The following is a 24214-nucleotide window of genomic DNA, read 5'->3' as shown; positions in this document are numbered from 1 at the left end:
GGTTTCCTTTTTTAATACGTTACTAATTAATAATAAGGTGATCAGCTGATAAAATTCAATCGAAAGGAAACCCTTTGAAGGCTATCAAATTGCTGTAAGCTAAATACAATTAAAACATGCGGATGTTTCAAGCTTTTTCAATTAATAATTCGGGCAAATAAAAGTGATTCCGGATCATTTATTTATTAAAAAAATTGGCGCAGATGTAGTGACCAATTTGGAGTTCGGTACAAAAAGTAACTTTAAACAATTTAAAGTTACTTTTTAACCAATCGGTTCAAAAACCGCTTAAATTTTGATTTTAGGCGGTTTTTGCTAAATTTGTAATAAACCGATTTGATATGTATAAGCTACTTGTTTCTCCGCAAAATGTTCAGGCTTCATTACAGAAGCATGTATTAGCCGATGGTTTCGACCTTACTTTTGATATGGAAAAAAGCAAGGGTGTTTATATTTATGATGCCAAATATAACCGCACGTTACTTGATTTTTTTACCTGCTTTGCCTCGGTGCCCCTGGGCTACAATCACCCCAAAATGGTGAACGACGAAGAGTTTAAAAAAAATTTGATGCTGGCGGCTTTAACCAACCCATCAAACTCGGATATATATACCACACAATACGCCCAGTTTGTTGAAACCTTTGCACGCGTAGGCATCCCCGAATACCTACCTCATGCCTTTTTTATAGCCGGCGGCTCGTTAGCTATTGAAAATGCTTTGAAAGTAGCAATGGACTGGAAGGTGCAAAAAAACTTTGCCAAAGGCTACACCAAAGAGCGCGGCTTTAAAGTGATCCACTTTGAGCATGCTTTTCATGGCCGGTCGGGCTATACCTTGAGTTTAACTAATACCTTGCCTAATAAAACCAAATGGTTTGCCAAGTTTGATTGGCCAAGGGTATCGGTACCGTATATCAATTTTCCGTACAGCGATGCTAACCATGAAGATCTGTTGCAGCGGGAACAACTATCTGTAGCCCAGATCAGGAAAGCATTTGAGGATAATAAGGATGATGTTTGCGCCATTATTATTGAGCCCGTACAATCTGAAGGGGGCGATAACCATGTACGCAAAGAGTTTTTAGAAAAACTGCGTGAACTGGCCGATGAATACGAAGCGCTGTTAATATATGATGAGGTACAAACAGGAGTAGGCTTAACAGGCAAATTTTGGTGTCACGAGCATTTTGGCGAAAAGGCCCGTCCGGATATATTGGCCTTTGGTAAAAAGATGCAAGTATGCGGCATATTGGCCAGCCGACGTGTGGATGAGATCGAAAATAATGTTTTCAAGGTATCATCGCGCATTAACTCAACCTGGGGCGGCAGTTTGGTTGATATGGTACGATCATCAAAAATACTGGAGATAATTGAAGAGGACAACCTTTGCGATAATGCTGCCGCTATGGGCGAATATTTGCAGACAAGCCTGCGCGAAATATCCAACCGCCACCCCATAATAAGTAATGTTAGGGGCCGCGGTTTACTTAGCGCTTTCGATTTTCCTGACAAAAACGTAAGGGATAATTTCATAAAAAAAGGTTTTGATAATAATATTATGTACCTTGGTTGCGGCGACAGGAGTGTACGCTTCCGCCCGGCACTTATTATCGAAAAAAGCCATATTGATACTGGCCTCGATATGATAGACCAACTATCGGCAACCTTGTAGTTATCCTATTTGGTAACCCTGTCACAACCAGGCTGTTTACCGCCCATATGTCGGATAAATTAACTAATATTTAATAAGGTAAAAAACTCATCTATTATTTACAAAAGGGAAAAGATATTAATATACGCTACTTTTTTTCCAAAATACGCTATATTTTTTGTTATTATTCCGATTAGATTTGTTGCACCCCCGTTTAAGTTATTAGTTAGTTCTATCCAATCATCATGAGTAAACAAATAGAGAAATTAAAGAAACAACTTGTTGAAGTGGCCGAAGTTGTAAATTCGTTTCAGTCGGAAGCCGTCCAGGTTAGGATCATCGACCGCTTGCTCGAAGTGATGATCGAATCAGAAAAAACAGATGCAGAAGGTTCTGATCTGTTCAGTAAAAAAGGCCGCAGAGTGCGCCTTGAAGATGAGAATGGCGCTATGCCAGGGCGTAAAAAGCCAGGTGCAACCAAAATTCTTAACCAGCTATTGAATACAGATTTCTTTGATGTTCAACGATCTATATCATCAATAGCTAATTATTGTAAAGATCAATACGATTCGGATTTCAAAACATCCGAGCTTTCGGGCATCTTGTTAAAACTTGCTAACGAAAACAAGTTAAGAAGAGAAAGAAGCAACGAAAACAACCGTTTTGAATATATCAGAGCATAAAAAGTATTATATCTAAATATAAAAAAGCCTCCTAACTGATTGTAAGGGGGCTTTTTTTATGCTTTAACTTTAATTAATATATAATTTAAAGTTAAAAAAATACTATTTAAGGTTAAATAAATTATCTACTCCCAAAATCTTCCTGCTTGTAAAACCTTCGGCATATTTTGCACGGATTGCTTTTCCAAATTCGCGGGCACGGCCGGTAACTATTTCAATAAAATCGGGGGTCGAAATGTAAGTTTGTGGTTCACCTTCCCAATCGGGATTATGAAATTGCGAACCATAAGCATAAATACTTTCTATTTTTTTATCCCAATGCTCGGTAACATCTATTAATATATCCGGAGTAATATAGTTATCCTGTATAAAATGCATTACCATATCCGGGCGCCATTCTTTTTGAAGCTGGCCATTCTCATCATAAGTTTCGATCTTACGTAAACCAGCTAAAAATGCAGAGGTTTCAACCAACTCATTAGCGCGGCCATGATCCGGGTGGCGATCATGATAAGCATTAGTTATTACAATAGAAGGCTGATATTTACGAATAGCTTCTATAACCTTGATCTGGTGTTCGCGGGTGTTTTCAAAAAAAGCATCGGGCAGGCCAAGGTTTTCGCGTACAGCTAAACCTAAAATTTCGGCAGCAGCCTCAGCCTCCCGTTTACGGATCTCGGCCGAACCACGGGTGCCCAATTCGCCGCGGGTAAGATCAACAATACCTACTTTATAACCGAGGGCAATATGTTTCAAAATTGTACCGGCACAACCCAATTCAGCATCGTCGGGATGTACAGATAAAACTAAAATATCTAATTTAAGCATGGCGCAAAGGTAAATTATTGCTTAACAGGGGCTGTCAGCAGGCGGTCAATCTTTTTCCTGATCTTTGACGACATTGGTTTGGTGAAAGGGTAGTAAAAATCAACTACATGGCCTTCTCTATCCACCAAAAACTTATGAAAATTCCAGCGTGGACTTGAGCTTACTTTGCCGTTCGCTTTTCTATCGGTAAAAAACTGGTAAAGCGGATGGGCGTAAGTTCCGCGCACTTTTATCTTATCAAATACCGGGTAATTGGCTCCATAGTTTTCGCAGAATACACCAATAGCCTGCCCGTCTAAAGGTTCTTGTTGGCCGAAATCGTTTGATGGAAATGCCAGGATCTCAAAATTCTGACCGGCAAATTGTGTTTTTAATTCGGCAAGTTCCTTAAGTTGTGGGGTAAAGCCGCATTGCGAAGCGGTATTTACAATTAATAATACTTTGCCTTGATATTCGGAAAGATCGATCTCTTCACCGTTTAGTTTTTTAACGCTAAAGCGGTAAATGCTTTGGTTATCCATTAATTAGTTATTGGTCGAGTCGTAACCGGCCTGGGTTAATATGGCCTCAATGTCACGTTGCTCTTCGCGGTCGTAAGTTTCTTTAAGGTTATGACCAAATATGCTGGCTACCGATTGAAACATGAAGGCTTTAAAACCGCCCTTCAGCTCCTTAACCATTGCAAAGCTGGTTTGGCCGGTTTCGCGGTCAATCAGCTTGATCAAAACCTCACCCTGACTAATTGTCAGATTTTTTATCTCTTTATTAAACAGTGTTTTTATCTCGTCCTCGCACTTGTTCACCAACTGCTTTTGGGTTTTCTTGTCGGATGTTACGGCAAGGTCGCGCTGTAGCTGACGATACCTTTGGCCTGCAAAACGCGCGTACGGCAGCACTTTGAGCACATTGTAGCGTAAACGGCGATAGTTTAACCTATCAGCCTCGCTGGCGAAAATGCGGGTATCCACAATTTTCACCTCTGGCTCAACTATCCAGGGCACAAGCTCGCCGTCTAAAACGGTCATCGCCGTTTTGATGGTATCGTTTTTGCTAAGTTTTACCGGTGCCGGCGTAGTCGCAGGCGCAGTTGTTTGGGCACTTGCAGCACCCATTAAGCAACATAACAGCAACAGAGATCCGATAAATTTCATATTTTTACTTAATACAAAAATAATGTAATTTTTTTTGGTATTTTACTAATACCCGCAATAATATTTATTTGCAGGGTGTTTACAACTTAATACCGTTAATACCCCGTACATGAAAGACTTAGTGATAGACCTGGAAGCCGAGAAGAACGAGATACTAAAAAGATACCGCGCTTTGCTGCGTGCCTGTAAATCAACCCTGCAAAAGGGCGATAAACGCATGATACGCAAGGCTTTTGATATGGCCCTTGAAAGCCACAAAGATATGCGCCGCAAAAGCGGCGAGCCTTATATATACCACCCCATTGCTGTTGCCCAGATAGCCGCCGAAGAAATTGGCCTTGGCACAACATCAATAGTGTGCGCCCTGTTACATGATGTGGTAGAAGATACCAGCGTTACGCTTGATGAAATTGAGATGGAATTTGGTAAAAAAGTCGCCAAAATTATCGACGGGCTTACCAAAATTTCGGGTGTGTTTGATACCAACAGCTCTTTACAGGCCGAAAACTTCCGTAAAATGCTGCTTACCCTGGCTGATGATGTTAGGGTGATACTCATTAAGCTGGCTGATAGGCTGCACAACATGCGTACCATGGAGTTTATGCCGAGGGATAAGCAATTAAAACTCTCGTCAGAAACTGTTTACCTGTACGCGCCCCTCGCCCACCGTTTGGGTTTGTACGCGATAAAATCTGAACTGGAAGACCTATCCATGAAATACATGGAGCGCGAAACTTACCAGTTCATCAAAAATAAACTGAACGAAAAAAAGGCCGAACGCGAGCGCTTTATCCGCGATTTTATTGAGCCTATCAATAAAGTTTTGCATGGTCAGGGTTTGGAGGCCGATGTATTCGGTCGCCCGAAATCAATCCACTCTATCTGGAACAAGATGAAAAAGAAATCGATACCTTTTGAAGAGGTGTACGATTTGTTTGCCATCCGGATCATATTGGATAGTGCACAAGAGAATGAGAAAGCTGATTGCTGGAAAGCCTACTCAATAGTTACCGACCAATACCGCCCTAATCCGGATAGGCTGCGCGATTGGATCTCATCGCCTAAAGCTAACGGTTACGAATCATTACATACTACGGTAATGGGCCCGCGCGGACAATGGGTTGAGGTGCAGATCCGTACCAAGCGCATGAACGAGATTGCTGAAAAAGGTTTTGCTGCACACTGGAAATACAAAGAATCAAGCACCGATAGCGGTCTTGACCAATGGGTAAGCAAGGTGCGCGAAATGCTGAAGAATCCGGATAGCAACGCGCTGGATTTCCTCGACGATTTTAAAATGAACCTTTTTAGCGACGAGATCTTTATCTTCACTCCTAAAGGCGCTCTTATCCAATTGCCGTTAAATGCAACCGCGCTCGACTTCGCCTTCGAGATCCATACCGATGTTGGCGCAAGCTGTATCGGCGCTAAAGTAAACCACAAACTGGTACCACTAAGCTACAAACTGCAAAACGGCGACCAGGTAGAGATCATTACTTCCAGCAAGCAAACCCCTAAAGAGGATTGGCTGAATTTTGTAGTTACCGCCAAAGCCAAAGCCAAAATTAAATCGGCCTTAAAAGAGGAGAAACGCAAAATTGCCGAGGATGGTAAGGAGATACTGGAGCGCAAAATGAAATCGCTCAAGATCACCTATAACTCCGAAAACCTGCAAAAGATCAGCTACTTTTTCAAACTACAGGCTACTCAAGATCTTTTTTACAATGTTGCCAAAGGCATCATCGATATGAAGGACCTGAAAGAGTACCAGGCCTCCGAAAAGGTGGTGGACAACAAGCCGCAACAAGATAAAATGGACCAGGAGCAGGTTCAAACCCTCATTAAAAATATCAAAGCTAAAGACAGCGATATTTTATTGATAGGCGAAGACATGCAAAAGATAGATTACAAGCTGGCCAATTGCTGTAACCCTATCCCCGGCGATGATGTTTTCGGCTTTGTTACCGTAAGCGATGGCATCAAAATACACCGTACCAATTGCCCTAACGCTGCCAAACTGATGGCCAACTACGGCTACCGCATAGTAAAAGCCCGCTGGACAAATCAGCAGGAACTGGCTTTCCTTACCGGCTTGCGCATTACCGGTATTGATGAGGTTGGTTTGATCAACAAACTTACCACCGTAATATCAAACGACTTTAAGATCAATATCCGCTCGATAACCGTAGATAGCGACAACGGTATTTTTGAAGGTCAGTTAATGCTTTACGTAAATGATACCGGCCACCTGGATACCCTGATCAGAAATCTGAAACAGGTAAAAGGCGTAACCGCGGTTAACCGTTTTGATTCGGCGATAGAAAAAGCTTCTTAGGAGATAGAAGCAAGAAGTCAGGAATCAAGACAGAGGCAGGAAGTCAAGAATTAAGAGACAAGACAAAATTCACATTCTTGCTTCCTGATTCTTGACTTCCTGACTCTAACTCTATTCCATAAATTATTAATAACTTTGCCACGTTAATATAACATTATGTCACAGCAGGATACCATACCTATGGTTAAGAAAATTTTTGAGGCTTACCTCGAAAATAAAAATTTGCGTAAAACGCCTGAACGTTTTGCCATACTTGAAGAGATATATTCCCGTACAGATCACTTTGATGTGGAGTCGCTGTACATCCACATGAAAAATAAAAAATATCGCGTAAGCCGCGCTACAGTGTATAACACACTGGAGCTATTGGTATCGTGCGATTTGGTTACCAAGCACCAGTTTGGTAAAAACATGGCCCAGTTCGAAAAATCATACGGCTACAAACAACACGATCACATCATCTGCATCGATTGCGGTAAAGTGGTTGAGTTTTGCGATCCGCGCATCCAGCAGATCCAGAGTATGATGGGCGATATATTGAAATTTGATATCAGACACCACTCATTAAACCTTTATGGTAATTGTACCAAATTAAGGGATGGTAATTGTGATAGAAAAATTTAAGTCATAATGAACAAACCTATTTTAAGCAAGCAGGCATTTTGGGATGTTGATATGGATAATATCGATTATCAGAAAAATGCCGCGCATGTTGTTGAAAAGGTTATTGAACGAGGAAAAGCAGAAGACTTTAACAACCTGTTAAAATTTTATGGTTTTAACAAGGTAAAAGAATTAGCCTTACAAGCCTTATGGCTTTCAGATATCAGCATTAATTTTTGCTGTGTATTATTCAAGGTTAAACCTACCGATTTTAAATGTTACGAAAAGAAACAGTTGAACCTGCAACACTGGAACTTTTAAAAAAAATAGTTTCAATGCCTGAATTTGAACAGTTCAGGTTAGTTGGAGGTACAGCACTTTCACTACTTTACGGACACAGACTATCAATAGACCTTGATTTTTTTACAGATCAACCTTTTGATAAAGAGTTGATCAAAGAAACACTCAATGATAACTTCGGGCAGGTTATAAGCGAGAATGATCGATATAAATCAATTTATCAATGCATCATCGATAATGTAAAAGTTGATTTTGTTTCTGTTAAAGATCCATTTGCCTACCCTGCCCAAATTATTGAAGAAATTCCCCTCGCAGATATCCGCGATTTAGTAGCTTTGAAACTTAATGCTGTGAAAGGCAGAGGTGTAAAAAAAGACTTTTGGGATATTGCGAAACTCCTGCAATTCTATTCATTTGAAAATCTTTTTCAATTTTATCATGATAGATATACTTATGATGATACCTTTGCGGTCATCAGATCAGTAGTTTATTTTGCTGACGCTGAAAACACTATAACTCCTGTATCATTAGATGGTATGACATGGGATAAAGTAAAACAAACCATCACGAACGCATTTGACGATTATTATAGAAATATTAGAAATTAATGGCTGTTGACGTATTATTAGGCCTCCAGTGGGGCGATGAAGGAAAAGGAAAAATTGTTGACGTACTGAGCGCAGGTTACGACCTGATAGCTCGTTTCCAGGGCGGACCGAATGCAGGTCATACTTTGGAGTTCGACGGTAAAAAGTTTGTTTTAAACACTATTCCTTCAGGTATATTTTTTGAAAACACCATCAACCTTATCGGGAATGGCGTGGTGATTGACCCGATCACCCTGAAAAAAGAACTGGATAAATTGAAAGATGCCGGACACGACCTGCTGGCTAAAAAAAATCTTTTAATTGCTAAAAAAGCGCACCTGATATTGCCAACCCACCAATTGCTTGACGCTGCCAACGAGAAAAAAATGGGCGACGGCAAAATTGGTTCAACTTTAAAAGGTATCGGTCCAACTTATATGGATAAAACCGGCCGTAATGGTTTGCGTATTGGCGATATCACTCTGCCCGATTTTAAAGAGCGTTACCAAAAACTGGTTGATAAACATGTATCAATGCTACAACAGCTTTATGGTGAAGTCGCTGATTTTTCAGAGCGTGAAACTTTATTTTTCGAAGCCTTAGAGGTGTTACGTCAGTTCCCTTTAGTTGATTCTGAACATTTGGTTAACAACTATATTAAAGAAGGCAAAAAAGTATTGGCAGAAGGCGCACAAGGCGCTATGCTTGATATCGACTTTGGTTCGTACCCATTTGTAACTTCATCAAACACTACTGCCGCAGGTGCTTGTACCGGTTTAGGTATTGCTCCTCAGCAAATTGGTGATGTGATCGGTATTTTTAAAGCATACTGTACCCGCGTTGGTGGCGGTCCTTTCCCTACTGAGTTAGAGAACGAAACCGGCGAAGAACTACGCAAAGTTGGTCATGAGTTTGGCGCAACAACTGGTAGGCCACGCCGTACCGGCTGGATCGATCTTCCTGCCTTAAAATATGCTATTATGCTTAACGGCGTTACCCAATTGGTAATGACCAAAGCTGATGTATTGAGTGGTTTCGAAAAGATCTATGCTGCTACTCACTACAACTATTTGGGCGAGCAAATTGACTACATGCCTTACGATATTTGCTCAGTAAAACCAGAGCCTGTTTATAAAGAAATTGATGGTTGGAATGAAGATTTGACCGGTATTACCGAACTATCTGAGATCCCTGCCAAATTGCAATCATATATTGATTTCCTGGAAGCTGAACTTGGCGTACCTGTTAAATATTTATCTGTAGGTCCGGACAGGAAACAGACTTTAACACTGCATTAATACTGTTTTTCGTGGAGACACGAAAAACTTGAAGATAACTATCAAAGGCCGGTTTTACCGGCCTTTTTCATTTTCCCCTCCCCGTTTTGTGTCTCCACGAAACGAAACCGCTATGCAAATCGAATAACATTAAACCGACTAATTTCATTTACTTGGTTATTTTTGCAACGTGATTGTACAGGTACAGGATTTGCCGGATTTTAAACAGAAAGCGCTACAATGGGCATCAACATTTAATGCCGCTTGTTATCTTGACTCAAACGGCTTTAGTGACCCATACTCTAAATTCGATACATTAATAGCTGCAGGAGCACAGTCACAACTGATTGCCAACGCAGGTACAGCCTTTGAGCAGCTTGAACAATTCAGGAAAGATAATCCCGGCTGGATGACTGGTTTTTTAGGGTATGATCTAAAAAACGAGGTTGAGCAACTTACATCCGAAAACGTAGATGGATTGCAATTTCCCGATCTGTATTTCTTTGTACCTCAACATCTGATCTTGATTAAAGGTACTGATATCGAAATCATTTCTGATAAGCCGGAAGAAGTATTAAAAGAAATAACCGCTCAAAGCCCTTTACAACCAAAACACCAATCTGCAATAACGTTACAACCCCGTTTCAGCAGGGAGGAATATATTGATACCGTAAACCAGATCAAAGCGCATATCAGCCGCGGAGATATTTACGTAACTAACTTTTGCCAGGAGTTTTTTACTGAGGATGCAGATATCGATCCGCTTAGCTTCTTTATGCAGCTGAATGAGGTATCGCCTAATCCTTTCTCCACCTTTTTTAAGTGGGATGGCAATTACATTCTCGGCGCATCGCCAGAACGCTTTTTGGCAAAGCGGGACAGTAAACTGATCTCACAACCCATCAAAGGCACCGCGAAACGCTTAGACGATATCACCGCCGATGAACGAGCAAAGCAAGCCCTCCGCAATCACCCCAAAGAATTACAGGAAAACGTAATGGTGGTTGATCTGGTGCGTAACGACTTAACCCGATCGGCCAAACCCGGCACCGTAAAAACCGAAGAACTTTTCGGCATCCACAGCTTTAAACAGGTACACCAAATGATCTCGACGGTAGTTTGTGAGGTACAAGACGGTCTATCAAACGTACAGGCCATCAAAAACACCTTCCCCATGGGCAGCATGACCGGCGCGCCTAAAGTTAGCTGTATGCAGTTAATGGAGCATTACGAGCGCAGTAAACGCGGGGTATATTCTGGCGCGATAGGGTATTTTAGTCCGGATGATGATTTTGATTTTAATGTGGTGATCAGGTCTTTGTTATACAACTCTGCCAATAAATATCTTTCATTTCACGCCGGAGGGGCTATTACCTACCATGCTATTGCCGAGAATGAATATGAGGAATGCTTGTTGAAGGCCAAGGCGGTGATGGAAGTTTTAGGAGGTAAGTAAGGCCTTTCCATTCGATATTTAAGGCACGCAAAGTCGCGAAGACGCAAAGAAAAACTTTAAGACTTAGCTTCGGCTACAATATCAAAACATTTCACAAAAAACCTTGCGCCTTAGCCCCCTTTGCGTACTTAAAAATCTACAACACGCATATCCAAACATCCACAAAAAACTTTGCGGCTTAGCGTCTTTGCGAGACCCAACATCTTCAACCTGCATACAAAACCAGCAACTTTTACTTATATTGAGCAGTAAAACTTCAAATACCCGCTCATTTAGCTATCAAGATGTTAAAACCCCTACAAAACATTAAATTGATCATATTTGGCTTACTATCCTTATCTGCCGGAGTAGCTTCAGCCCAAACAAAATACAACCCGGCCGATTTATTTTCAGCCGTTTCATTACTCCCACAAGGCAACACATATCGCACAGCAACCGGCGAACCCGGTCCCGCCTATTGGCAAAACAAAGCCGATTATGCTATTGATGTGGCACTTGATGATAAAACCAATGTAATAAGCGGTACGGCTACCATTACATATACCAACAACAGTCCAAAATCCCTGTCGAGCCTATGGCTACAATTGGAGCAAAATGTGTTTAAGAAAGATTCGCGGGGGATCCAATCAAAGCTGTTCCTGTACAAAGATCCAACAGCTTCAACTCCCGATGGCGGTTACCAGATCGAAAATATTCAACTGACAGGTAAAAACGAAAACATCAAATACCATATTCACGATACCCGAATGCAGCTGGAACTGGCACAACCTTTAGCCAGCGGCCAAGCCATTAGCTTTAGCATCCGTTATAAATACAACTTCCCGGTAAATTATAAAAACGCCGATTTTCTGGTTAACCGTACCGATATCCTGCCTACTAAAAACGGTAACATTTACGCCGTTGCGCAATGGTATCCGCGGATGTGCGTATTGGACGATGTAGAGGGATGGAACACCCTGCCCTACCTTGGCAACGGCGAGTTTTATTTAGAATATGGCAATTTCCAGGTAAACATTACCGCGCCATCCAGCTTTATTGTAGAAGGCTCGGGCGATCTGCTTAATCCAGAAGAAGTGTTAACACCAACACAATTAAAACGCTACCAACAGGCTAAAGAGAGCGACACGCCAGTGCAGATCCGCACAGCTGCCGAAGTAACCGATGCCAAATCGCGCCCGGCAAAACCATTTTGTACCTGGAAGTTTAAACTGGATAACGCCCGTGATTTCGCGTGGACGGCTTCACGTTCATTTATATGGGAAGCCGAAAGTTTTACCATTGCCGGCGGTAAACGGATAATGGGAAGTTCAGTTTTCCCTATCGAATCGGATAAAGCTAAAAGCTGGAAACGTTCATCAGAATACGTCAAATTCACTTTGCAGCATTTCTCTGAGCAATGGTATCCTTACCCATATAACAAAGCCGTTAACGTAGCCTCAAACCTTGATGGTATGGAATACCCAGGCATGGTATTTTGCGCGGCTAAAGATACCGGCAACATGTATTGGGCTGTTGTAAACCACGAGTTAGGCCATACGTGGTTCCCAATGGTAGTTGGCAGCAACGAACGCAAATACGCCTGGATGGATGAGGGCTTCAATATGTTTATTGATATGATCGCCACTAAAAAATTCAACAAAGGCGAGTTTATTGGTTATGCCGAAATTGATAGTCCGCTGGATTCATTATTTACAGAGAAGCTGTTACCTATTGTTACCCGACCAGATGCATTGCCAGGCAACCAGGTTTATCCGTTGCAATATCAAAAGGTGGCTTATTCTTTAGGTTTATTGCGCAACCATATTTTAGGCGTTGAACGTTTTGATGCAGCTTTCAGGAAATACATTCGTGATTGGGCTTACAAACACCCCACTCCATGGGATTTTTTCAGGAGTATGGATAGCTCGGCTGGGGAAGATCTGACCTGGTTTTGGAAATCGATGTTTTTAGAGAATTACCGCTTAGATCAAAAAATAGCTAAAGTTGAAAGCGCAGCCGGCAAACAACCACAGATCACTATTGAAAACATCAATAAAGCCGCTATGCCATTGATGGTTGATATTACATACGCTGATGGTTCTGTTGAGCATCGTGAGTTTCCGGTAGAGATTTGGGAATATGCGGGTAGCTATACTTTTGCCGGGGATAAAAAAGCCGCGGTTAGCAAAGTGGTTATTGATGCGGGGAAGGTGTATCCGGATGTGGATAGGGGTAATAATGTTTATGAGGTGGGGAAATAATTTAGCTCGCCTAACTCCACTCAGATACATTGCCCCCTTCATGTCATTGCGAGGAGCGGTGGAGGATAGCGCGCGAGGTAGGCGACGTGGCAATCGCAAGCTATACAGGGCCGATCTGCTTCCGTGCGATTGCTTCGTATCTCGTAATGACATGCTTTTTATTTCTGCCGCTCTGCTACCGCGGGTTTAGCGATAGCGTAACCCGTGGGAATAACAGGTTAAGTCTCTGACTTAACCCCAACAAACCATCCACTACTAAATTAGCGACAGTTTAACCTACTGCGAATAGCTCATCCACTTTGGCTTTGTTTTTTATCACTTAAGTCAGAGACTTAAGTGATTTTACACCACGGGTTACGCTATCGCTAAACCCGCGGCAGATTATAAGTATTTACTTCACCACAATCTTCTCCCCCATCCTCACCACAATATCCGATCCCAAAGCGTAAAACGCCGAAACCGGCTCTTTTTCTAAATAAGGCTTAAATTCCTCCCCATACAAAGCAGCAACATCCGCATCGAAAACATAATCGCGCACAGCGCCGGTTTGCCAAGTGATATGCTCAACCTGGTATTCCATGGTTTTAACAACACTCAAAGCATTATATCCCCAGTAATGTTCTAAAATAAACTCTTCCGGGCTACCGGGTTCAATCGCTTGTAGCTTATTACTTACCGTTGCGCCCAATTTATTCCAACGGCCATTTAGTTTCCATTCGTACAAAAATTCGGTATGGTTATCAGCGGCGGGCGTGATTGAGCTTCGCATTGGTAATGCCCGGTAATGTTCTTTGTAAAGATTGTTGGCGATAAGTACGATCATGCTTTTAGGCACGATCTCACTTATAAAAACAGCGCCTCGCTTCCATTCGGTACCGTTAAAATATCGCACATAAAATCTCAAATTAACCTCTTCAAAATTCACATGCCATGGCCATTTAATGCCCATTACCGCGGTATCCAGAAACATAAAGCCAACCATGCTCACTAAGGCTTTACCTTCCCACAAATCCAATACAGTTCCAGGTGGAATATGGCGTTTTAATATCTCGGGATCAACCTCGTAATTAAGCATTACCAGGTTTTTCCATTGTGCTTTTAAAAACTCGCGTTTAGCCATAAAACAAAAAATCCCGCCTTTACGGGGCGGGATCAAATTTATATTAAGGTTTGTAATATTTCATAGCCTCAGGTATGAGGTTTTGGATATTGGCAATACGGGTCGCATCAGCCGGGTGGGTGCTCAAAAACTCTGGCGGGGCGCCGCCTTTGTTTTGGGCCGCCATACGTTGCCAAAAGTTGATGGCATTATGCGGATCGTATCCGGCCATCGCCATAAACGTTAAGCCTAAACGGTCGGCTTCTGATTCCTGGTTACGTGAATAGGCCAGTAATTTCAATTGTGAGCCAACTCCGTATAAAGTACTGATAGCGGTTTGCGTAGCTGCAGATTGCTGACTTGTTGCTGCACCAACTAATTGTCCGCCGCCTTGTACCAGCATTTCCTGCGAGATGCGCTCGGCAGAGTGGCGCGCTATGGCGTGACCAATTTCGTGGCCCATAACTACCGCCAGGTAAGCATCCGTGTTGGCAACCGGTAACAAACCACTATAAACAGCTACTTTACCGCCGGGCATACACCAGGCGTTAACCTCGCTGCTCTGAATCAGGTTAAACTCCCACTGAAAATTATATTGATTGCCGTAGCCGTTATCGTTAAGGTACTTTTGGATAGCTGTAGCCAAACGGTTACCAATAACTTTAACGCGTTGCGCATCGCTTCCGGTAGCAACAACTTTGGTTTTAGGATCGGATAATAGTTGTTTGTAACTCGCGGCTGCCGATTGGTTTACTTCGGCATCGCCAACAAGGCTTAATTGTTTACGACCGGTTAATGGCACCGTAGAACATGAAAAAATGGTCATGATAGCTATCACAACCAAAGCAGGTTTAAATCTTTTCATTTGGATCAGGCAGTTGTGGTTTTTTTCTTAAAAAAATTAACTTTCGATTCTTTGCCCCTTATCAATCGCTCAATATTTTTTTGATGTGTTACCAGTACCAGTACGCAAATGCACATGCCATAAATTACTATAGCCCGTATAGGTGTTGGGAATATAAAACTAACGCCTATTGGGTAAGTAAAAGATGCAGCAATTGAACTAAGCGATACATACTTGGATATTAGTAACACAGTTATAAATACAATAACGCATAACAGGGCCGCATGAAAGTGAATAGCCAAAATCATTCCAAAAAGGGTAGCCACGCCTTTGCCTCCTCTAAAACCTGCAAAAATTGGGAACAGGTGCCCCATAACAGCGGCAATGCCCAAAGCAAGTTCGTAGTTAGTATAAGCCACCGAATTGATGGGGCCAGTGGCCGAAGCGCCAATAAAATAAGCGAAGTTGGTAGCAGCCCAGCCTTTAAAAATATCGAGCAGCATTACCGGGATGCCGGCTTGTTTGCCCAACACCCTGAAAGTATTGGTAGCACCGGCATTACCGCTGCCGTACTCGCGTACGTCAACCTTATAAAAAGCCATACCTATCCAAACAGCCGTGGGTATCGAGCCGCATAGATAAGCCATTATGAGTGCTGTAACAGAGTAAACGGTTATCATTCTCTTGCAATATTACAAAATAGAAGCGGTAATAGCGCTTTAATCATAGCGCTTTTACTACTAAACTTTGAATAATTAAATCTTATCTGATTTGTTCTACCAGGTTATTTTACAGCCTTCAAGCTAAGGTCGAGGCTTTTAACCGAGTGGGTTAAAGCGCCAACTGATATGTAATCAACCCCGCACTCGGCATATTCACGAATGTTATCGATAGTGATACCACCTGATGCCTCTGTAATAAAACGACCGTTAATAATTTTAACCGCTTCTCTTAAGGTATCAAAATTGAAGTTATCCAGTAAAATGCGGTTTACATTGCCTGTTTGGATCACCTGCTCCAACTCATCAATGTTACGAACCTCTATCTCAATGGCTAATTGTTTGTTATTGTCTTTAAGATACTGATTAGCGCTTTCAATAGCCTGCCTGATCCCTCCGGCGTAGTCAACATGGTTATCCTTGATCAGGATCATATCATATAAACCAAACCTATGGTTAACACCACCGCCAATGCGCACAGCCCATTTCTCCAAATAACGCAAACCTGGAGTAGTTTTACGGGTATCTAAAACTTTGGTATTGGTGTCTTTTAACAACTCGACGATCTGATGTGTTTTTGTACCAATTCCCGACATGCGTTGCATACAATTCAGTACCAAACGTTCGGCAGTTAATATATTGCGAGAGCTTCCTTCTACTTCAAAAGCTACATCGCCGTATTTAACAGCTGCGCCATCTTGTATAAATACTGTAAGCTTCAGATTGGGGTCTACAATGTGAAATATCTCGGCAGCAAGTTCAACTCCGGCCAGTACGCCTTCGTCTTTAACTAAAAGTTTTGCTTTGCCGGTAGCATTGGCAGGTATGGTTGATAGGGAGGTATGGTCGCCATCGCCTACATCCTCTGCCAAAGTATCCTTTATAAATTGGTGTATAAGTTCCTTATCCAAGTGTGTTGCTATTTTGGGGGTAAAAGTAAGAATTTTGGATGGATGTGCAGATGTGCAAATTTCAGATGTGCAGATGAGGGGAAAAATGTGCGGATTTCAGATGCGCGGATGTGCAAATTAAAAATTAATTGATTGACAAATTCCCATAAACACGAACTGAAAAATAATTAATCATGTCAATCATCCAAAAATCATCTGCACATTCGCACATCTGAAATTTGCACATCGGTTAATCATCTATTTTACCTTCTCATCCTCAATTTTCAGCTCAACCACGTTGTTATCTTTAAGCGTAATAGCCACTCTAAATTCACCGGTATCTGTATTTAACAGATAAACGCCGAAATGGTAATTCCCCCCCGAGTTCACTTTATGCAAGGATTTGATGCTTTTGGGTTTATTTTTCGCCAGGAATTTATCAAGAATAACAGCAGCCTGGGTTTGCGAATAAGTATTTTCGTTATCCATTATGGTAATTTCAATACTGGGCGCAAAAAGTTTGGATAGCTCTTTGGTGTTACCGGCTTTTAGCAAATTGGCCACGTTATCTATTCCATCGGCCATTGAGGCAAGCGGAAGCAGCAATAATAGGATAACCGATGGCAGGTATGATAGTTTCATAATGTGATAACGTACAAATGGGCGATAAAGTTACAAAGAGCCGCAATGTTTAAATTGGTTTTTGAAAGATTTTTCAAAATGTATATTAAACACCAAACGCCAATACTTAGCGCTTATTTTGTAATCATCTATTATTAAAAAAATTACACTTAAAATATTGCCATGCGGTTATATTTGCATTGTGGAAAACAAAAAGAAAGTCGCACTAATTATACTTGATGGCTGGGGTTACGGCCGCAACGATCAATCAAACGCTATCATTGCTGCAAAAACACCGTTTTTCGACAGCCTGATCCAGCAATATCCAAATTCAAAACTTGAAGCCTCTGGCACAGCGGTAGGTTTACCGGCCGGCCAGATGGGCAACTCAGAGGTTGGTCACATGAACCTTGGCGCTGGCAGAGTGGTTTACCAGGAACTGGGCCGCATTCATAAAGCGGTTGATGATAACGAACTGCCAACCATCCCGGTTTTGAAAGATGCTTTTGAATACGCTAAGCAAAACAATAAAAATGTTCACTTTATCGGTTTAGTATCTGATGGCGGCGTTCACTCGCACATCAGGCATGTAAAAGGCCTTTGCGATGCCGCTAAACAGCTGGAAGTACCAAACGTATATATCCATGCTTTTTTAGATGGCCGTGATACCGACCCAAAATCGGGCTTAGGTTTTATTACCGACTTAGAAGAGCATATTGCCGGCACAAACGCTAAAATCGCTTCAGCTATTGGAAGGTACTACGCTATGGACCGCGATAACCGCTGGGAGCGCGTTAAATTAGCTTACGACCTGATGGTAAATGGCATTGGTACACCAGCTGAAAATATTACCGACCTGATCAAGCATTCGTACCTTGAAGAAGTTACCGACGAGTTTGTTAAACCAATCGTAGCTGTTGATGCCGAAGGTAAACCGCTTGCCGTTATTGCCGAAGGCGATGTAGTGATCTGCTTCAACTTCCGTACCGACAGGGGCCGTGAGATCAGCGTTGCATTAACTCAGAAATCCTTCCCTGAATACAACATGCACCCACTTAGCATCCGTTACATCACCATGACCCCATATGATGAAACGTTTAAAAACGTGCAGATCGTTTTCAATAAAGAAGACTTGACCAAAACACTTGGCGAGATCCTGCAAAACGCTGGTAAAAGCCAGATCAGGATTGCTGAGACAGAAAAATACCCACACGTAACCTTCTTCTTCTCGGGTGGCCGTGAAAAAGAGTTTGCTAACGAGAAACGCCTGTTAGTTCCATCACCGAAAGTTGCTACTTATGATTTGCAACCAGAAATGAGCGCTGCCGGCATCCGCGACGCGATCATTCCTGAACTGGAAGCAGGCTGGCCAGATTTTGTATGCCTTAACTTTGCCAATACCGATATGGTTGGCCACACAGGCGTATTCAGCGCGGTAGTTACCGCTGCCGAAACAGCGGATAGCTGCACCAAAGCGGTTGTTGAAGCTGGTTTAGCAAACGGTTACTCGTTCATTATCCTGGCCGACCATGGGAATGCCGATTACATGATCAACGAAGATGGTTCGCCAAATACAGCGCACACTACCAACCTGGTACCGTGCATTGTGATTGATAAAGATGTGAAAGAAGTAAAAGATGGCAAACTGGGCGATGTGGCCCCTACTATACTAAGTATATTAGGCGTTGAGATCCCGGCCGAAATGACTGGAAATGTATTGGTTTAATCCCAAAAATATAATCAAAGCCGCCCTATCGGGCGGCTTTTTGCTGTTAATAACATTTTTGTTTTCGTGCAGGCCCGATAACAGGCAAAGCGGCGCAAAAATGGTTTATTTTGATTTGAAAGCTTTTTTCAGGTCGGATTCTGCACGGCTTGCAGGGCTTAATCCTCCTGTAGTTAAAACTGTTGTACACAATGGAACCGTAGAAACCAAAACTGTTCACATTGGCAACTGGAGCCAGGAACTTAACCTGTTTATTCAATCGGATATTAACCGCCCGGCCTGGAAAAACAGTTATTCGGTAAGCAATAGTGATAGCGCGGTAATTTATAAAGCACTTACACCCGAGTTGAAAACCCGCCGCATCATCATCAAAAAAGCGGGCGAAAAAGTGCAATGGGTATTGATTTATAATCACACCAAAAACCTGCTGTACGAAACCAGCGAAAAGCTAAGCTATTTTCCCGATTCATTGTACCTGATCGAGAAAACGCAACATGTGAGATTGATGGGGAGAAATGATTATAAAGTGCAGGGAACGTTGCCGAAGAGGCAGGTTAATATTCCATTAAAACCATGTCGTTAATAAAGTCGACCAGTTTATCTACATAAACTTTCTTCATCCGTGCTTTTTTGGAACTGCTGTTTTTAATAACCTGATTTTCTAAAACATAAGCCAATAAATGGGCTTTAGCTTTTCCTTCAGGAGCATTATCAGGATTCAAAAACATATCAGGAGTAAGATTAAATGCAAAGCTTTCATTCTGCTCTGAATGAGTTATCATCACACAGATGTAAATGCCTTCATTATTGTAAACGTCATCATTAGAGATGATAACAGCCGGATGTTTTTCAGTTTTATTTTTACCGGGGATAAGGAATGGCAATTCGATAATATCGCCTCGTTGGTATGGCATTAATTAGATGAGCTTAGTTTTACAGCTATATTTTCTTTTGAAAAGTTTGCAAGGCCTTCTTTGATATATTCAGGTGTAGTATCCACTGCATTATCTTTATTCAGGCGCTTAAAACTCAAATTTTCAATTTTGTGAAGCTGCCTTGTTAATACTCTAAAAACATCTTTAAGTTCTTTATCTTCAAAATAATTACTTGAATAATACAGGTCATTCAACTTATCAAAAACATTATTCCATTTTTCTAATCTTTGATAAATCAACGTTAAATCTGATTGGTTTAATTCTTTTAAAAAACTCATATCCCCTACTTCTTCCTTCAATTTCTCATTGAATTCAGTCAAAGACTTTTTAAACCGATCATTTGATATAGAATGCCCAAAAAACAAATCAGAAAAATAGCTTCCAAAGTCAATGTCTTTCACTTTGCTTTCTACATCCTGAATTAATAAAGCTGTGGTCATCTTCTTATATCTATAATTATAAAGATAAGCTAAATAATTGTAATTGATTTGTGCTTTTGGAGAACACAACAACCGACTTCATAGTAGTTTCAACTTTAATGTTTCACCAAAGTATTGCCGGTAGTAGCCTGGATCAATTTATCCTTTGATTGATCTATCAAAGTAGCAATATCCATACGGGAAGGATTATCTGCCAGTACTTTCTCCAAGTCGGCTATAGAGGCTTTTAATGAGTTGATTCCCCTCGCTTTATCATAAAAATGAGAGGTATTTTGGAGTTTGAAGATACCGTAATCGCGGTATGCTATGCCACGGTTTTGGTAGTATTTATTGTCTTTTAAATCGCTATTGATGGATATGGCCTTGGTGAGATCGATGATTGCCCCCAACAAGTACAATTCCTTATCTGCAGGACTCGCCTGGTTATCCCGGCCCAAATAGCCTTTAGCCCTCGCCCGGTAATAATAGGCTGTAGCATCGCCAGGTTTAACGGCTATTACTTTGGTATAGGCCAGTACCGATTTTTTATAGTTATCGCTGTGATAATATGAGTAGCCCAACATCCACATGGCGTTGGCATTGGTAGAGTCGGTGATGCAAGCTTTTTCCAGATGTGATACTGCCGACCGGAAATCACCATCCATCAGCGCCTGTTGCCCCAACCTTACATAAGCGTTTTGCGCTAATGCCGATTCGAACGTAGAGATGATCAGAAAAGGGATAATAACCGACAGTTTCATTAAACGGAATACTGGTAAAACAACAATGGTACTACTTTAACTATCAATATCTCAAATTATTATGCCTTACTATTAATTTGTTTAAAAAACTTTACAAGGCACAAAAATTTTGAGCACAGCGATACTATGACTTTTTTTCATCTTTATCAACAAAATCTCATTTATTTACAATTCGGCCAACTTATTTATAAACTACACGTAATCAATATATTAAAACCGCCAATTGATTGTTATCGTTTATTAGCTTAACTTGGCACAGCTCTTGAAACATAATGTGACGCAACTAATAACTGCAATTTTACCTGTAAATACACCTTCGGGTTGTTTTACAGGCTGACAACATGACGTTTTATTCTAAACATAAAATATAATTAATGAGTTTCGATCCGTTTGATTTTAAGAATGCTTTACCGGTTATAAATGAGGATTCGGAGTTTTTCCCCCTGATGTCATCAGAAGACGAGGAGGAAATGAACAACGAAGAACTACCCGAAATAATGCCGATTTTGCCCCTGCGCAATACTGTGCTGTTTCCGGGTGTGGTAATACCGATCACGGTTGGCAGGGATAAATCAATAAAACTGATCCGTGATGCCAATAAAGGCAGCCGGATGATCGGGGTGGTAGCGCAACAGGATGTGGGTATTGAAGACCCTAATTTTGATCAGCTTCACAACGTTGGCACTATCGCGCTTATCATCAAAATGCTGCAAATGCCCGATGGTAACACCACGGTTATTATACAAGGTAAAAAACGCTTTATTTTAAAAGAAGAAGTACAGAGCGAGCCTTATATCAAAGCCAAAGTTGAGCCCTTTCACGAAATAAAAGGCAAAGAGGATAAAGAGTTTAAAGCCATGGTATCGTCTATTAAAGATATGGCTATGAACATTATCCAGCTTTCGCCAAATATCCCGAGCGAGGCCGGTATCGCTATCCGTAATATCGAGAGCACATCGTTCCTGATCAATTTCATATCATCAAATATGAATGCCGATATGGCGGCCAAGCAAAATCTGCTTGAAATTGCCAATTTGCGTGAACGCGCTAACCTGGTACTGGAACATTTAACGCTCGACCTGCAAATGCTTGAGCTTAAAAACCAGATCCAAACCAAAGTTCGCGTAGATCTTGATAAACAACAGCGCGACTATTTCCTGAACCAACAACTCAAAACCATCCAGGAAGAATTAGGCGGCAACACGCCCGACCTGGAAATTGACAGCCTGCGCCAGCGTGCCCTTAAAAAGAAATGGGCAAAAGAAGTTAAAGATCATTTTAATAAAGAGATCGAAAAACTGGCCCGTACTAATCCTGCGGCGGCTGATTACTCGGTACAGATCAACTACCTCGAGTTGCTGCTCGACCTGCCATGGAATGAGTTTACCAAAGATAACTTCGACCTGAAACGCGCGCAACGCGTTTTAGATAAAGACCACTTTGGTTTAGATAAAGTAAAACAACGCATTATCGAATACCTGGCCGTGCTTAAACTGAAGCACGATATGAAAGCCCCTATCCTTTGTTTGGTTGGCCCTCCGGGTGTTGGTAAAACATCTTTGGGTAAATCGATAGCCAAAGCGTTAGGTCGTAAATATGTGAGGATGGCATTGGGCGGGATTCGTGACGAAGCCGAGATCCGTGGCCACCGTAAAACTTACATCGGCGCGATGCCGGGCCGTATCATCCAATCCATTAAAAAAGCGGGCGCTTCAAACCCTGTTTTTATTTTAGATGAGATTGATAAAGTTGGTAACGATTTTAGGGGCGACCCTTCATCTGCTTTGCTTGAGGTACTTGACCCCGAGCAGAATGGTACGTTTTACGATCATTATGTGGAGATGGATTACGATCTGTCAAACGTAATGTTCATCGCCACGGCTAACTCCTTAAGCACCATTCAGCCTGCTTTGCTGGATAGGATGGAGATCATTGAGGTGAACGGTTATACCATTGAAGAGAAGGTTGAGATAGCCAAGCAGCACCTGTTACCTAAGCAACGTGAAGCTCACGGCCTAAAACTAAAAGATATAAGCCTTAAAGCTGATGTACTGGAAAAAGTGATCGTAGATTATACCCGTGAATCGGGCGTACGTTCGTTAGAGAAAAAAATAGGATCTGTTGTGCGCGGCGTGGCTAAAAACATAGCCATGGAAGAACCTTACAACAGCATCGTAAACAAAAAGGATATCGAAAAAATACTGGGCGCACCAATATTTGACAAAGACCTTTACGAGGGTAATGATGTAGCAGGCGTTGTAACAGGCCTGGCCTGGACATCGGTTGGTGGCGATATCTTGTTCATTGAAGCAAGTTTAAGCCCCGGTAAGGGCCGCTTAACGCTTACAGGCAGCCTTGGTGATGTAATGAAAGAATCGGTGACCATTGCCCTTGCTTATTTGCGTGCACACGCCTCAGCTTTTAATATCAACCCAAAACTGTTTGATCAGTGGGATGTACACGTTCACGTACCGGCAGGCGCTACACCTAAGGATGGCCCATCGGCAGGTGTTACTATGCTTACCGCCCTGGTTTCGGCATTTACCCAACGTAAAGTAAAACCTCATCTGGCTATGACAGGCGAAATTACCCTGCGTGGCCGCGTGTTACCCGTTGGTGGTATCAAAGAAAAAATCCTGGCTGCCAAACGCGCCAATATCAAGGAGATCATCCTTTGCAAATCCAACCAGAAAGATATCCTGGAGATAAAAGAAGATTATATAAAAGATCTGACATTTCATTATGTTACCGATATGCGCGATGTGATAAAACTGGCGCTGCTTAACGAAAAAGTGAAAGATGCCTTGGATTTGACGGTTAAAGAAGACGAGAAAAGCGCGGCTAATTAATTTTAATTAGCTCTTTCCATTATACTTTTAAAAAAGGTTTCACGAGGCAACTTGTGGAGCCTTTTTTATTTAACATTAGTGCAATCACCGCGCAGGCTGAACCCCTCTGGGGTTCTTTGCACTTTTGATATATTGCTACAAAGCTTTAACCCCTCTGGGGTACTCAGCTAAATAAAATGCGCCAGAGGTGCAAAAGCTTTGTAGTAATGTTAAATTCAAGTATCCTTTGCCCCAGAGGG

Annotated in this window: 23 protein-coding genes; 12 read left to right on the top strand and 11 right to left on the bottom strand. The window is 41.8% G+C overall.

What is annotated here, in order from left to right; translation table 11 throughout:
* Positions 1 to 341: 341 nt before the first annotated feature.
* Together lat and AAFN85_RS11760 are read left to right on the top strand one after the other, a co-directional pair.
* Complete coding sequence (gene lat / locus AAFN85_RS11765) at positions 342 to 1673, top strand: L-lysine 6-transaminase (RefSeq protein ID WP_347527471.1); 1332 nt, start codon at positions 342 to 344, stop codon at positions 1671 to 1673.
* A gap of 224 nt (positions 1674 to 1897) precedes the next feature.
* The gene (locus tag AAFN85_RS11760; RefSeq protein ID WP_347527470.1) at positions 1898 to 2335 is read left to right on the top strand and encodes a hypothetical protein; all 438 of its coding nucleotides are present in this window, start codon (positions 1898 to 1900) and stop codon (positions 2333 to 2335) included.
* Between the two features lie 102 nt (positions 2336 to 2437).
* Here the strand turns inward: AAFN85_RS11760 and bshB1 are convergent, their stop codons facing one another.
* The 3 genes from bshB1 to AAFN85_RS11745 are packed head-to-tail and all read right to left on the bottom strand — an operon-like array spanning position 2438 to position 4314.
* Positions 2438 to 3163 (bottom strand): bacillithiol biosynthesis deacetylase BshB1, encoded by a 726-nt coding sequence (bshB1, locus tag AAFN85_RS11755; RefSeq protein ID WP_347527469.1) that lies wholly within the window; start codon positions 3161 to 3163, stop codon positions 2438 to 2440.
* A 14-nt stretch (positions 3164 to 3177) separates the two neighbouring features.
* Positions 3178 to 3684: a glutathione peroxidase gene (locus tag AAFN85_RS11750; protein ID WP_347527468.1), complete on the bottom strand. Its 507-nt coding sequence runs from the start codon at positions 3682 to 3684 to the stop codon at positions 3178 to 3180.
* A 3-nt stretch (positions 3685 to 3687) separates the two neighbouring features.
* A complete protein-coding gene (locus tag AAFN85_RS11745) occupies positions 3688 to 4314 on the bottom strand; it encodes a DUF4294 domain-containing protein (protein ID WP_347527467.1) in 627 nt (208 codons plus the stop codon).
* Positions 4315 to 4423: 109 nt separating this feature from the next.
* On the opposite strand from AAFN85_RS11745, the gene AAFN85_RS11740 reads away from it, so the two are divergent.
* From AAFN85_RS11740 to AAFN85_RS11710, 7 genes are all read left to right on the top strand, one after another.
* Positions 4424 to 6649: a bifunctional (p)ppGpp synthetase/guanosine-3',5'-bis(diphosphate) 3'-pyrophosphohydrolase gene (locus tag AAFN85_RS11740; protein ID WP_347527465.1), complete on the top strand. Its 2226-nt coding sequence runs from the start codon at positions 4424 to 4426 to the stop codon at positions 6647 to 6649.
* 156 nt (positions 6650 to 6805) lie between these two features.
* Entirely contained in the window at positions 6806 to 7273 is a 468-nt protein-coding gene (locus tag AAFN85_RS11735; protein ID WP_347527464.1) for a transcriptional repressor, read from the top strand.
* Positions 7274 to 7279: 6 nt separating this feature from the next.
* Positions 7280 to 7573: a hypothetical protein gene (locus tag AAFN85_RS11730; protein ID WP_347527463.1), complete on the top strand. Its 294-nt coding sequence runs from the start codon at positions 7280 to 7282 to the stop codon at positions 7571 to 7573.
* Complete coding sequence (locus tag AAFN85_RS11725) at positions 7528 to 8160, top strand: nucleotidyl transferase AbiEii/AbiGii toxin family protein (protein ID WP_347527462.1); 633 nt, start codon at positions 7528 to 7530, stop codon at positions 8158 to 8160. Before AAFN85_RS11730 ends, AAFN85_RS11725 begins: the two co-directional genes overlap by 46 nt.
* Entirely contained in the window at positions 8160 to 9437 is a 1278-nt protein-coding gene (locus AAFN85_RS11720) for an adenylosuccinate synthase (protein WP_347527461.1), read from the top strand. The genes AAFN85_RS11725 and AAFN85_RS11720 overlap by 1 nt, the downstream gene beginning before the upstream one ends.
* 169 nt (positions 9438 to 9606) lie before the next feature.
* Positions 9607 to 10872: an anthranilate synthase component I family protein gene (locus AAFN85_RS11715; RefSeq protein WP_347527460.1), complete on the top strand. Its 1266-nt coding sequence runs from the start codon at positions 9607 to 9609 to the stop codon at positions 10870 to 10872.
* Between the two features lie 284 nt (positions 10873 to 11156).
* Complete coding sequence (locus tag AAFN85_RS11710) at positions 11157 to 13112, top strand: M1 family metallopeptidase (RefSeq protein ID WP_347527459.1); 1956 nt, start codon at positions 11157 to 11159, stop codon at positions 13110 to 13112.
* A gap of 391 nt (positions 13113 to 13503) precedes the next feature.
* Here AAFN85_RS11710 and AAFN85_RS11705 read toward each other — a convergent pair whose 3' ends face one another.
* The 5 genes from AAFN85_RS11705 to AAFN85_RS11685 form a co-directional block, all read right to left on the bottom strand.
* Complete coding sequence (locus AAFN85_RS11705) at positions 13504 to 14232, bottom strand: DUF2071 domain-containing protein (RefSeq protein WP_347527458.1); 729 nt, start codon at positions 14230 to 14232, stop codon at positions 13504 to 13506.
* 43 nt (positions 14233 to 14275) lie between these two features.
* The gene (locus AAFN85_RS11700; RefSeq protein ID WP_347527456.1) at positions 14276 to 15076 is read right to left on the bottom strand and encodes a M48 family metallopeptidase; all 801 of its coding nucleotides are present in this window, start codon (positions 15074 to 15076) and stop codon (positions 14276 to 14278) included.
* 5 nt (positions 15077 to 15081) lie between these two features.
* Positions 15082 to 15735: a glycerol-3-phosphate 1-O-acyltransferase PlsY gene (gene plsY / locus AAFN85_RS11695; protein ID WP_347527455.1), complete on the bottom strand. Its 654-nt coding sequence runs from the start codon at positions 15733 to 15735 to the stop codon at positions 15082 to 15084.
* Positions 15736 to 15839: 104 nt separating this feature from the next.
* Positions 15840 to 16685: a carboxylating nicotinate-nucleotide diphosphorylase gene (gene nadC, locus AAFN85_RS11690; RefSeq protein WP_347527454.1), complete on the bottom strand. Its 846-nt coding sequence runs from the start codon at positions 16683 to 16685 to the stop codon at positions 15840 to 15842.
* Between the two features lie 237 nt (positions 16686 to 16922).
* Positions 16923 to 17306: a DUF4783 domain-containing protein gene (locus AAFN85_RS11685; protein WP_347527453.1), complete on the bottom strand. Its 384-nt coding sequence runs from the start codon at positions 17304 to 17306 to the stop codon at positions 16923 to 16925.
* A 181-nt stretch (positions 17307 to 17487) separates the two neighbouring features.
* Here AAFN85_RS11685 and gpmI point away from each other — a divergent pair, with 181 nt between their 5' ends.
* Both gpmI and AAFN85_RS11675 read left to right on the top strand, forming a co-directional pair.
* Positions 17488 to 19011, top strand: coding sequence for a 2,3-bisphosphoglycerate-independent phosphoglycerate mutase (gene gpmI / locus AAFN85_RS11680; RefSeq protein WP_347527451.1), 1524 nt, complete (start codon positions 17488 to 17490; stop codon positions 19009 to 19011).
* Positions 18998 to 19594: a hypothetical protein gene (locus AAFN85_RS11675; protein ID WP_347527450.1), complete on the top strand. Its 597-nt coding sequence runs from the start codon at positions 18998 to 19000 to the stop codon at positions 19592 to 19594. Before gpmI ends, AAFN85_RS11675 begins: the two co-directional genes overlap by 14 nt.
* On the opposite strand, the gene AAFN85_RS11670 is transcribed toward AAFN85_RS11675, so the two are convergent.
* The 3 genes from AAFN85_RS11670 to AAFN85_RS11660 all read right to left on the bottom strand — a co-directional run bounded on the left by AAFN85_RS11670 (position 19566) and on the right by AAFN85_RS11660 (position 21126).
* On the bottom strand, positions 19566 to 19925 hold the full coding sequence (locus tag AAFN85_RS11670) for a type II toxin-antitoxin system PemK/MazF family toxin (protein ID WP_347527449.1): 360 nt from the start codon (positions 19923 to 19925) through the stop codon (positions 19566 to 19568). The two genes, AAFN85_RS11675 and AAFN85_RS11670, sit on opposite strands and share 29 nt — an antisense overlap.
* Positions 19925 to 20386, bottom strand: a complete 462-nt coding sequence (locus AAFN85_RS11665) for a hypothetical protein (protein ID WP_347527448.1) — start codon at positions 20384 to 20386, stop codon at positions 19925 to 19927. The genes AAFN85_RS11670 and AAFN85_RS11665 overlap by 1 nt, the downstream gene beginning before the upstream one ends.
* Before the next feature lie 95 nt (positions 20387 to 20481).
* Positions 20482 to 21126, bottom strand: coding sequence for a hypothetical protein (locus tag AAFN85_RS11660; RefSeq protein WP_347527447.1), 645 nt, complete (start codon positions 21124 to 21126; stop codon positions 20482 to 20484).
* 374 nt (positions 21127 to 21500) lie between these two features.
* Here AAFN85_RS11660 and lon point away from each other — a divergent pair, with 374 nt between their 5' ends.
* On the top strand, positions 21501 to 23975 hold the full coding sequence (lon, locus tag AAFN85_RS11655) for an endopeptidase La (protein WP_347527445.1): 2475 nt from the start codon (positions 21501 to 21503) through the stop codon (positions 23973 to 23975).
* Positions 23976 to 24214 lie beyond the last annotated feature (239 nt).

The sequence above is a fragment of the Mucilaginibacter sp. CAU 1740 genome (assembly GCF_039839285.1).
Taxonomy (GTDB): domain Bacteria; phylum Bacteroidota; class Bacteroidia; order Sphingobacteriales; family Sphingobacteriaceae; genus Mucilaginibacter.
This window is presented reverse-complemented; position numbering and strand designations above follow the sequence as displayed.

Excerpts from the sequence above, each read along its gene's own strand:
- lat (WP_347527471.1), top strand. The coding sequence starts at position 342 with ATGTATAAGCTACTTGTTTCTCCGCAAAATGTTCAGGCTTCATTACAG.
- AAFN85_RS11760 (WP_347527470.1), top strand. The coding sequence starts at position 1,898 with ATGAGTAAACAAATAGAGAAATTAAAGAAACAACTTGTTGAAGTGGCC.
- bshB1 (WP_347527469.1), bottom strand. The coding sequence starts at position 3,163 with ATGCTTAAATTAGATATTTTAGTTTTATCTGTACATCCCGACGATGCT.
- AAFN85_RS11750 (WP_347527468.1), bottom strand. The coding sequence starts at position 3,684 with ATGGATAACCAAAGCATTTACCGCTTTAGCGTTAAAAAACTAAACGGT.
- AAFN85_RS11745 (WP_347527467.1), bottom strand. The coding sequence starts at position 4,314 with ATGAAATTTATCGGATCTCTGTTGCTGTTATGTTGCTTAATGGGTGCT.
- AAFN85_RS11740 (WP_347527465.1), top strand. The coding sequence starts at position 4,424 with ATGAAAGACTTAGTGATAGACCTGGAAGCCGAGAAGAACGAGATACTA.
- AAFN85_RS11735 (WP_347527464.1), top strand. The coding sequence starts at position 6,806 with ATGTCACAGCAGGATACCATACCTATGGTTAAGAAAATTTTTGAGGCT.
- AAFN85_RS11730 (WP_347527463.1), top strand. The coding sequence starts at position 7,280 with ATGAACAAACCTATTTTAAGCAAGCAGGCATTTTGGGATGTTGATATG.
- AAFN85_RS11725 (WP_347527462.1), top strand. The coding sequence starts at position 7,528 with ATGTTACGAAAAGAAACAGTTGAACCTGCAACACTGGAACTTTTAAAA.
- AAFN85_RS11720 (WP_347527461.1), top strand. The coding sequence starts at position 8,160 with ATGGCTGTTGACGTATTATTAGGCCTCCAGTGGGGCGATGAAGGAAAA.
- AAFN85_RS11710 (WP_347527459.1), top strand. The coding sequence starts at position 11,157 with ATGTTAAAACCCCTACAAAACATTAAATTGATCATATTTGGCTTACTA.
- AAFN85_RS11705 (WP_347527458.1), bottom strand. The coding sequence starts at position 14,232 with ATGGCTAAACGCGAGTTTTTAAAAGCACAATGGAAAAACCTGGTAATG.
- AAFN85_RS11700 (WP_347527456.1), bottom strand. The coding sequence starts at position 15,076 with ATGAAAAGATTTAAACCTGCTTTGGTTGTGATAGCTATCATGACCATT.
- plsY (WP_347527455.1), bottom strand. The coding sequence starts at position 15,735 with ATGATAACCGTTTACTCTGTTACAGCACTCATAATGGCTTATCTATGC.
- AAFN85_RS11685 (WP_347527453.1), bottom strand. The coding sequence starts at position 17,306 with ATGAAACTATCATACCTGCCATCGGTTATCCTATTATTGCTGCTTCCG.
- AAFN85_RS11675 (WP_347527450.1), top strand. The coding sequence starts at position 18,998 with ATGTATTGGTTTAATCCCAAAAATATAATCAAAGCCGCCCTATCGGGC.
- AAFN85_RS11670 (WP_347527449.1), bottom strand. The coding sequence starts at position 19,925 with ATGCCATACCAACGAGGCGATATTATCGAATTGCCATTCCTTATCCCC.
- AAFN85_RS11665 (WP_347527448.1), bottom strand. The coding sequence starts at position 20,386 with ATGACCACAGCTTTATTAATTCAGGATGTAGAAAGCAAAGTGAAAGAC.
- AAFN85_RS11660 (WP_347527447.1), bottom strand. The coding sequence starts at position 21,126 with ATGAAACTGTCGGTTATTATCCCTTTTCTGATCATCTCTACGTTCGAA.
- lon (WP_347527445.1), top strand. The coding sequence starts at position 21,501 with ATGAGTTTCGATCCGTTTGATTTTAAGAATGCTTTACCGGTTATAAAT.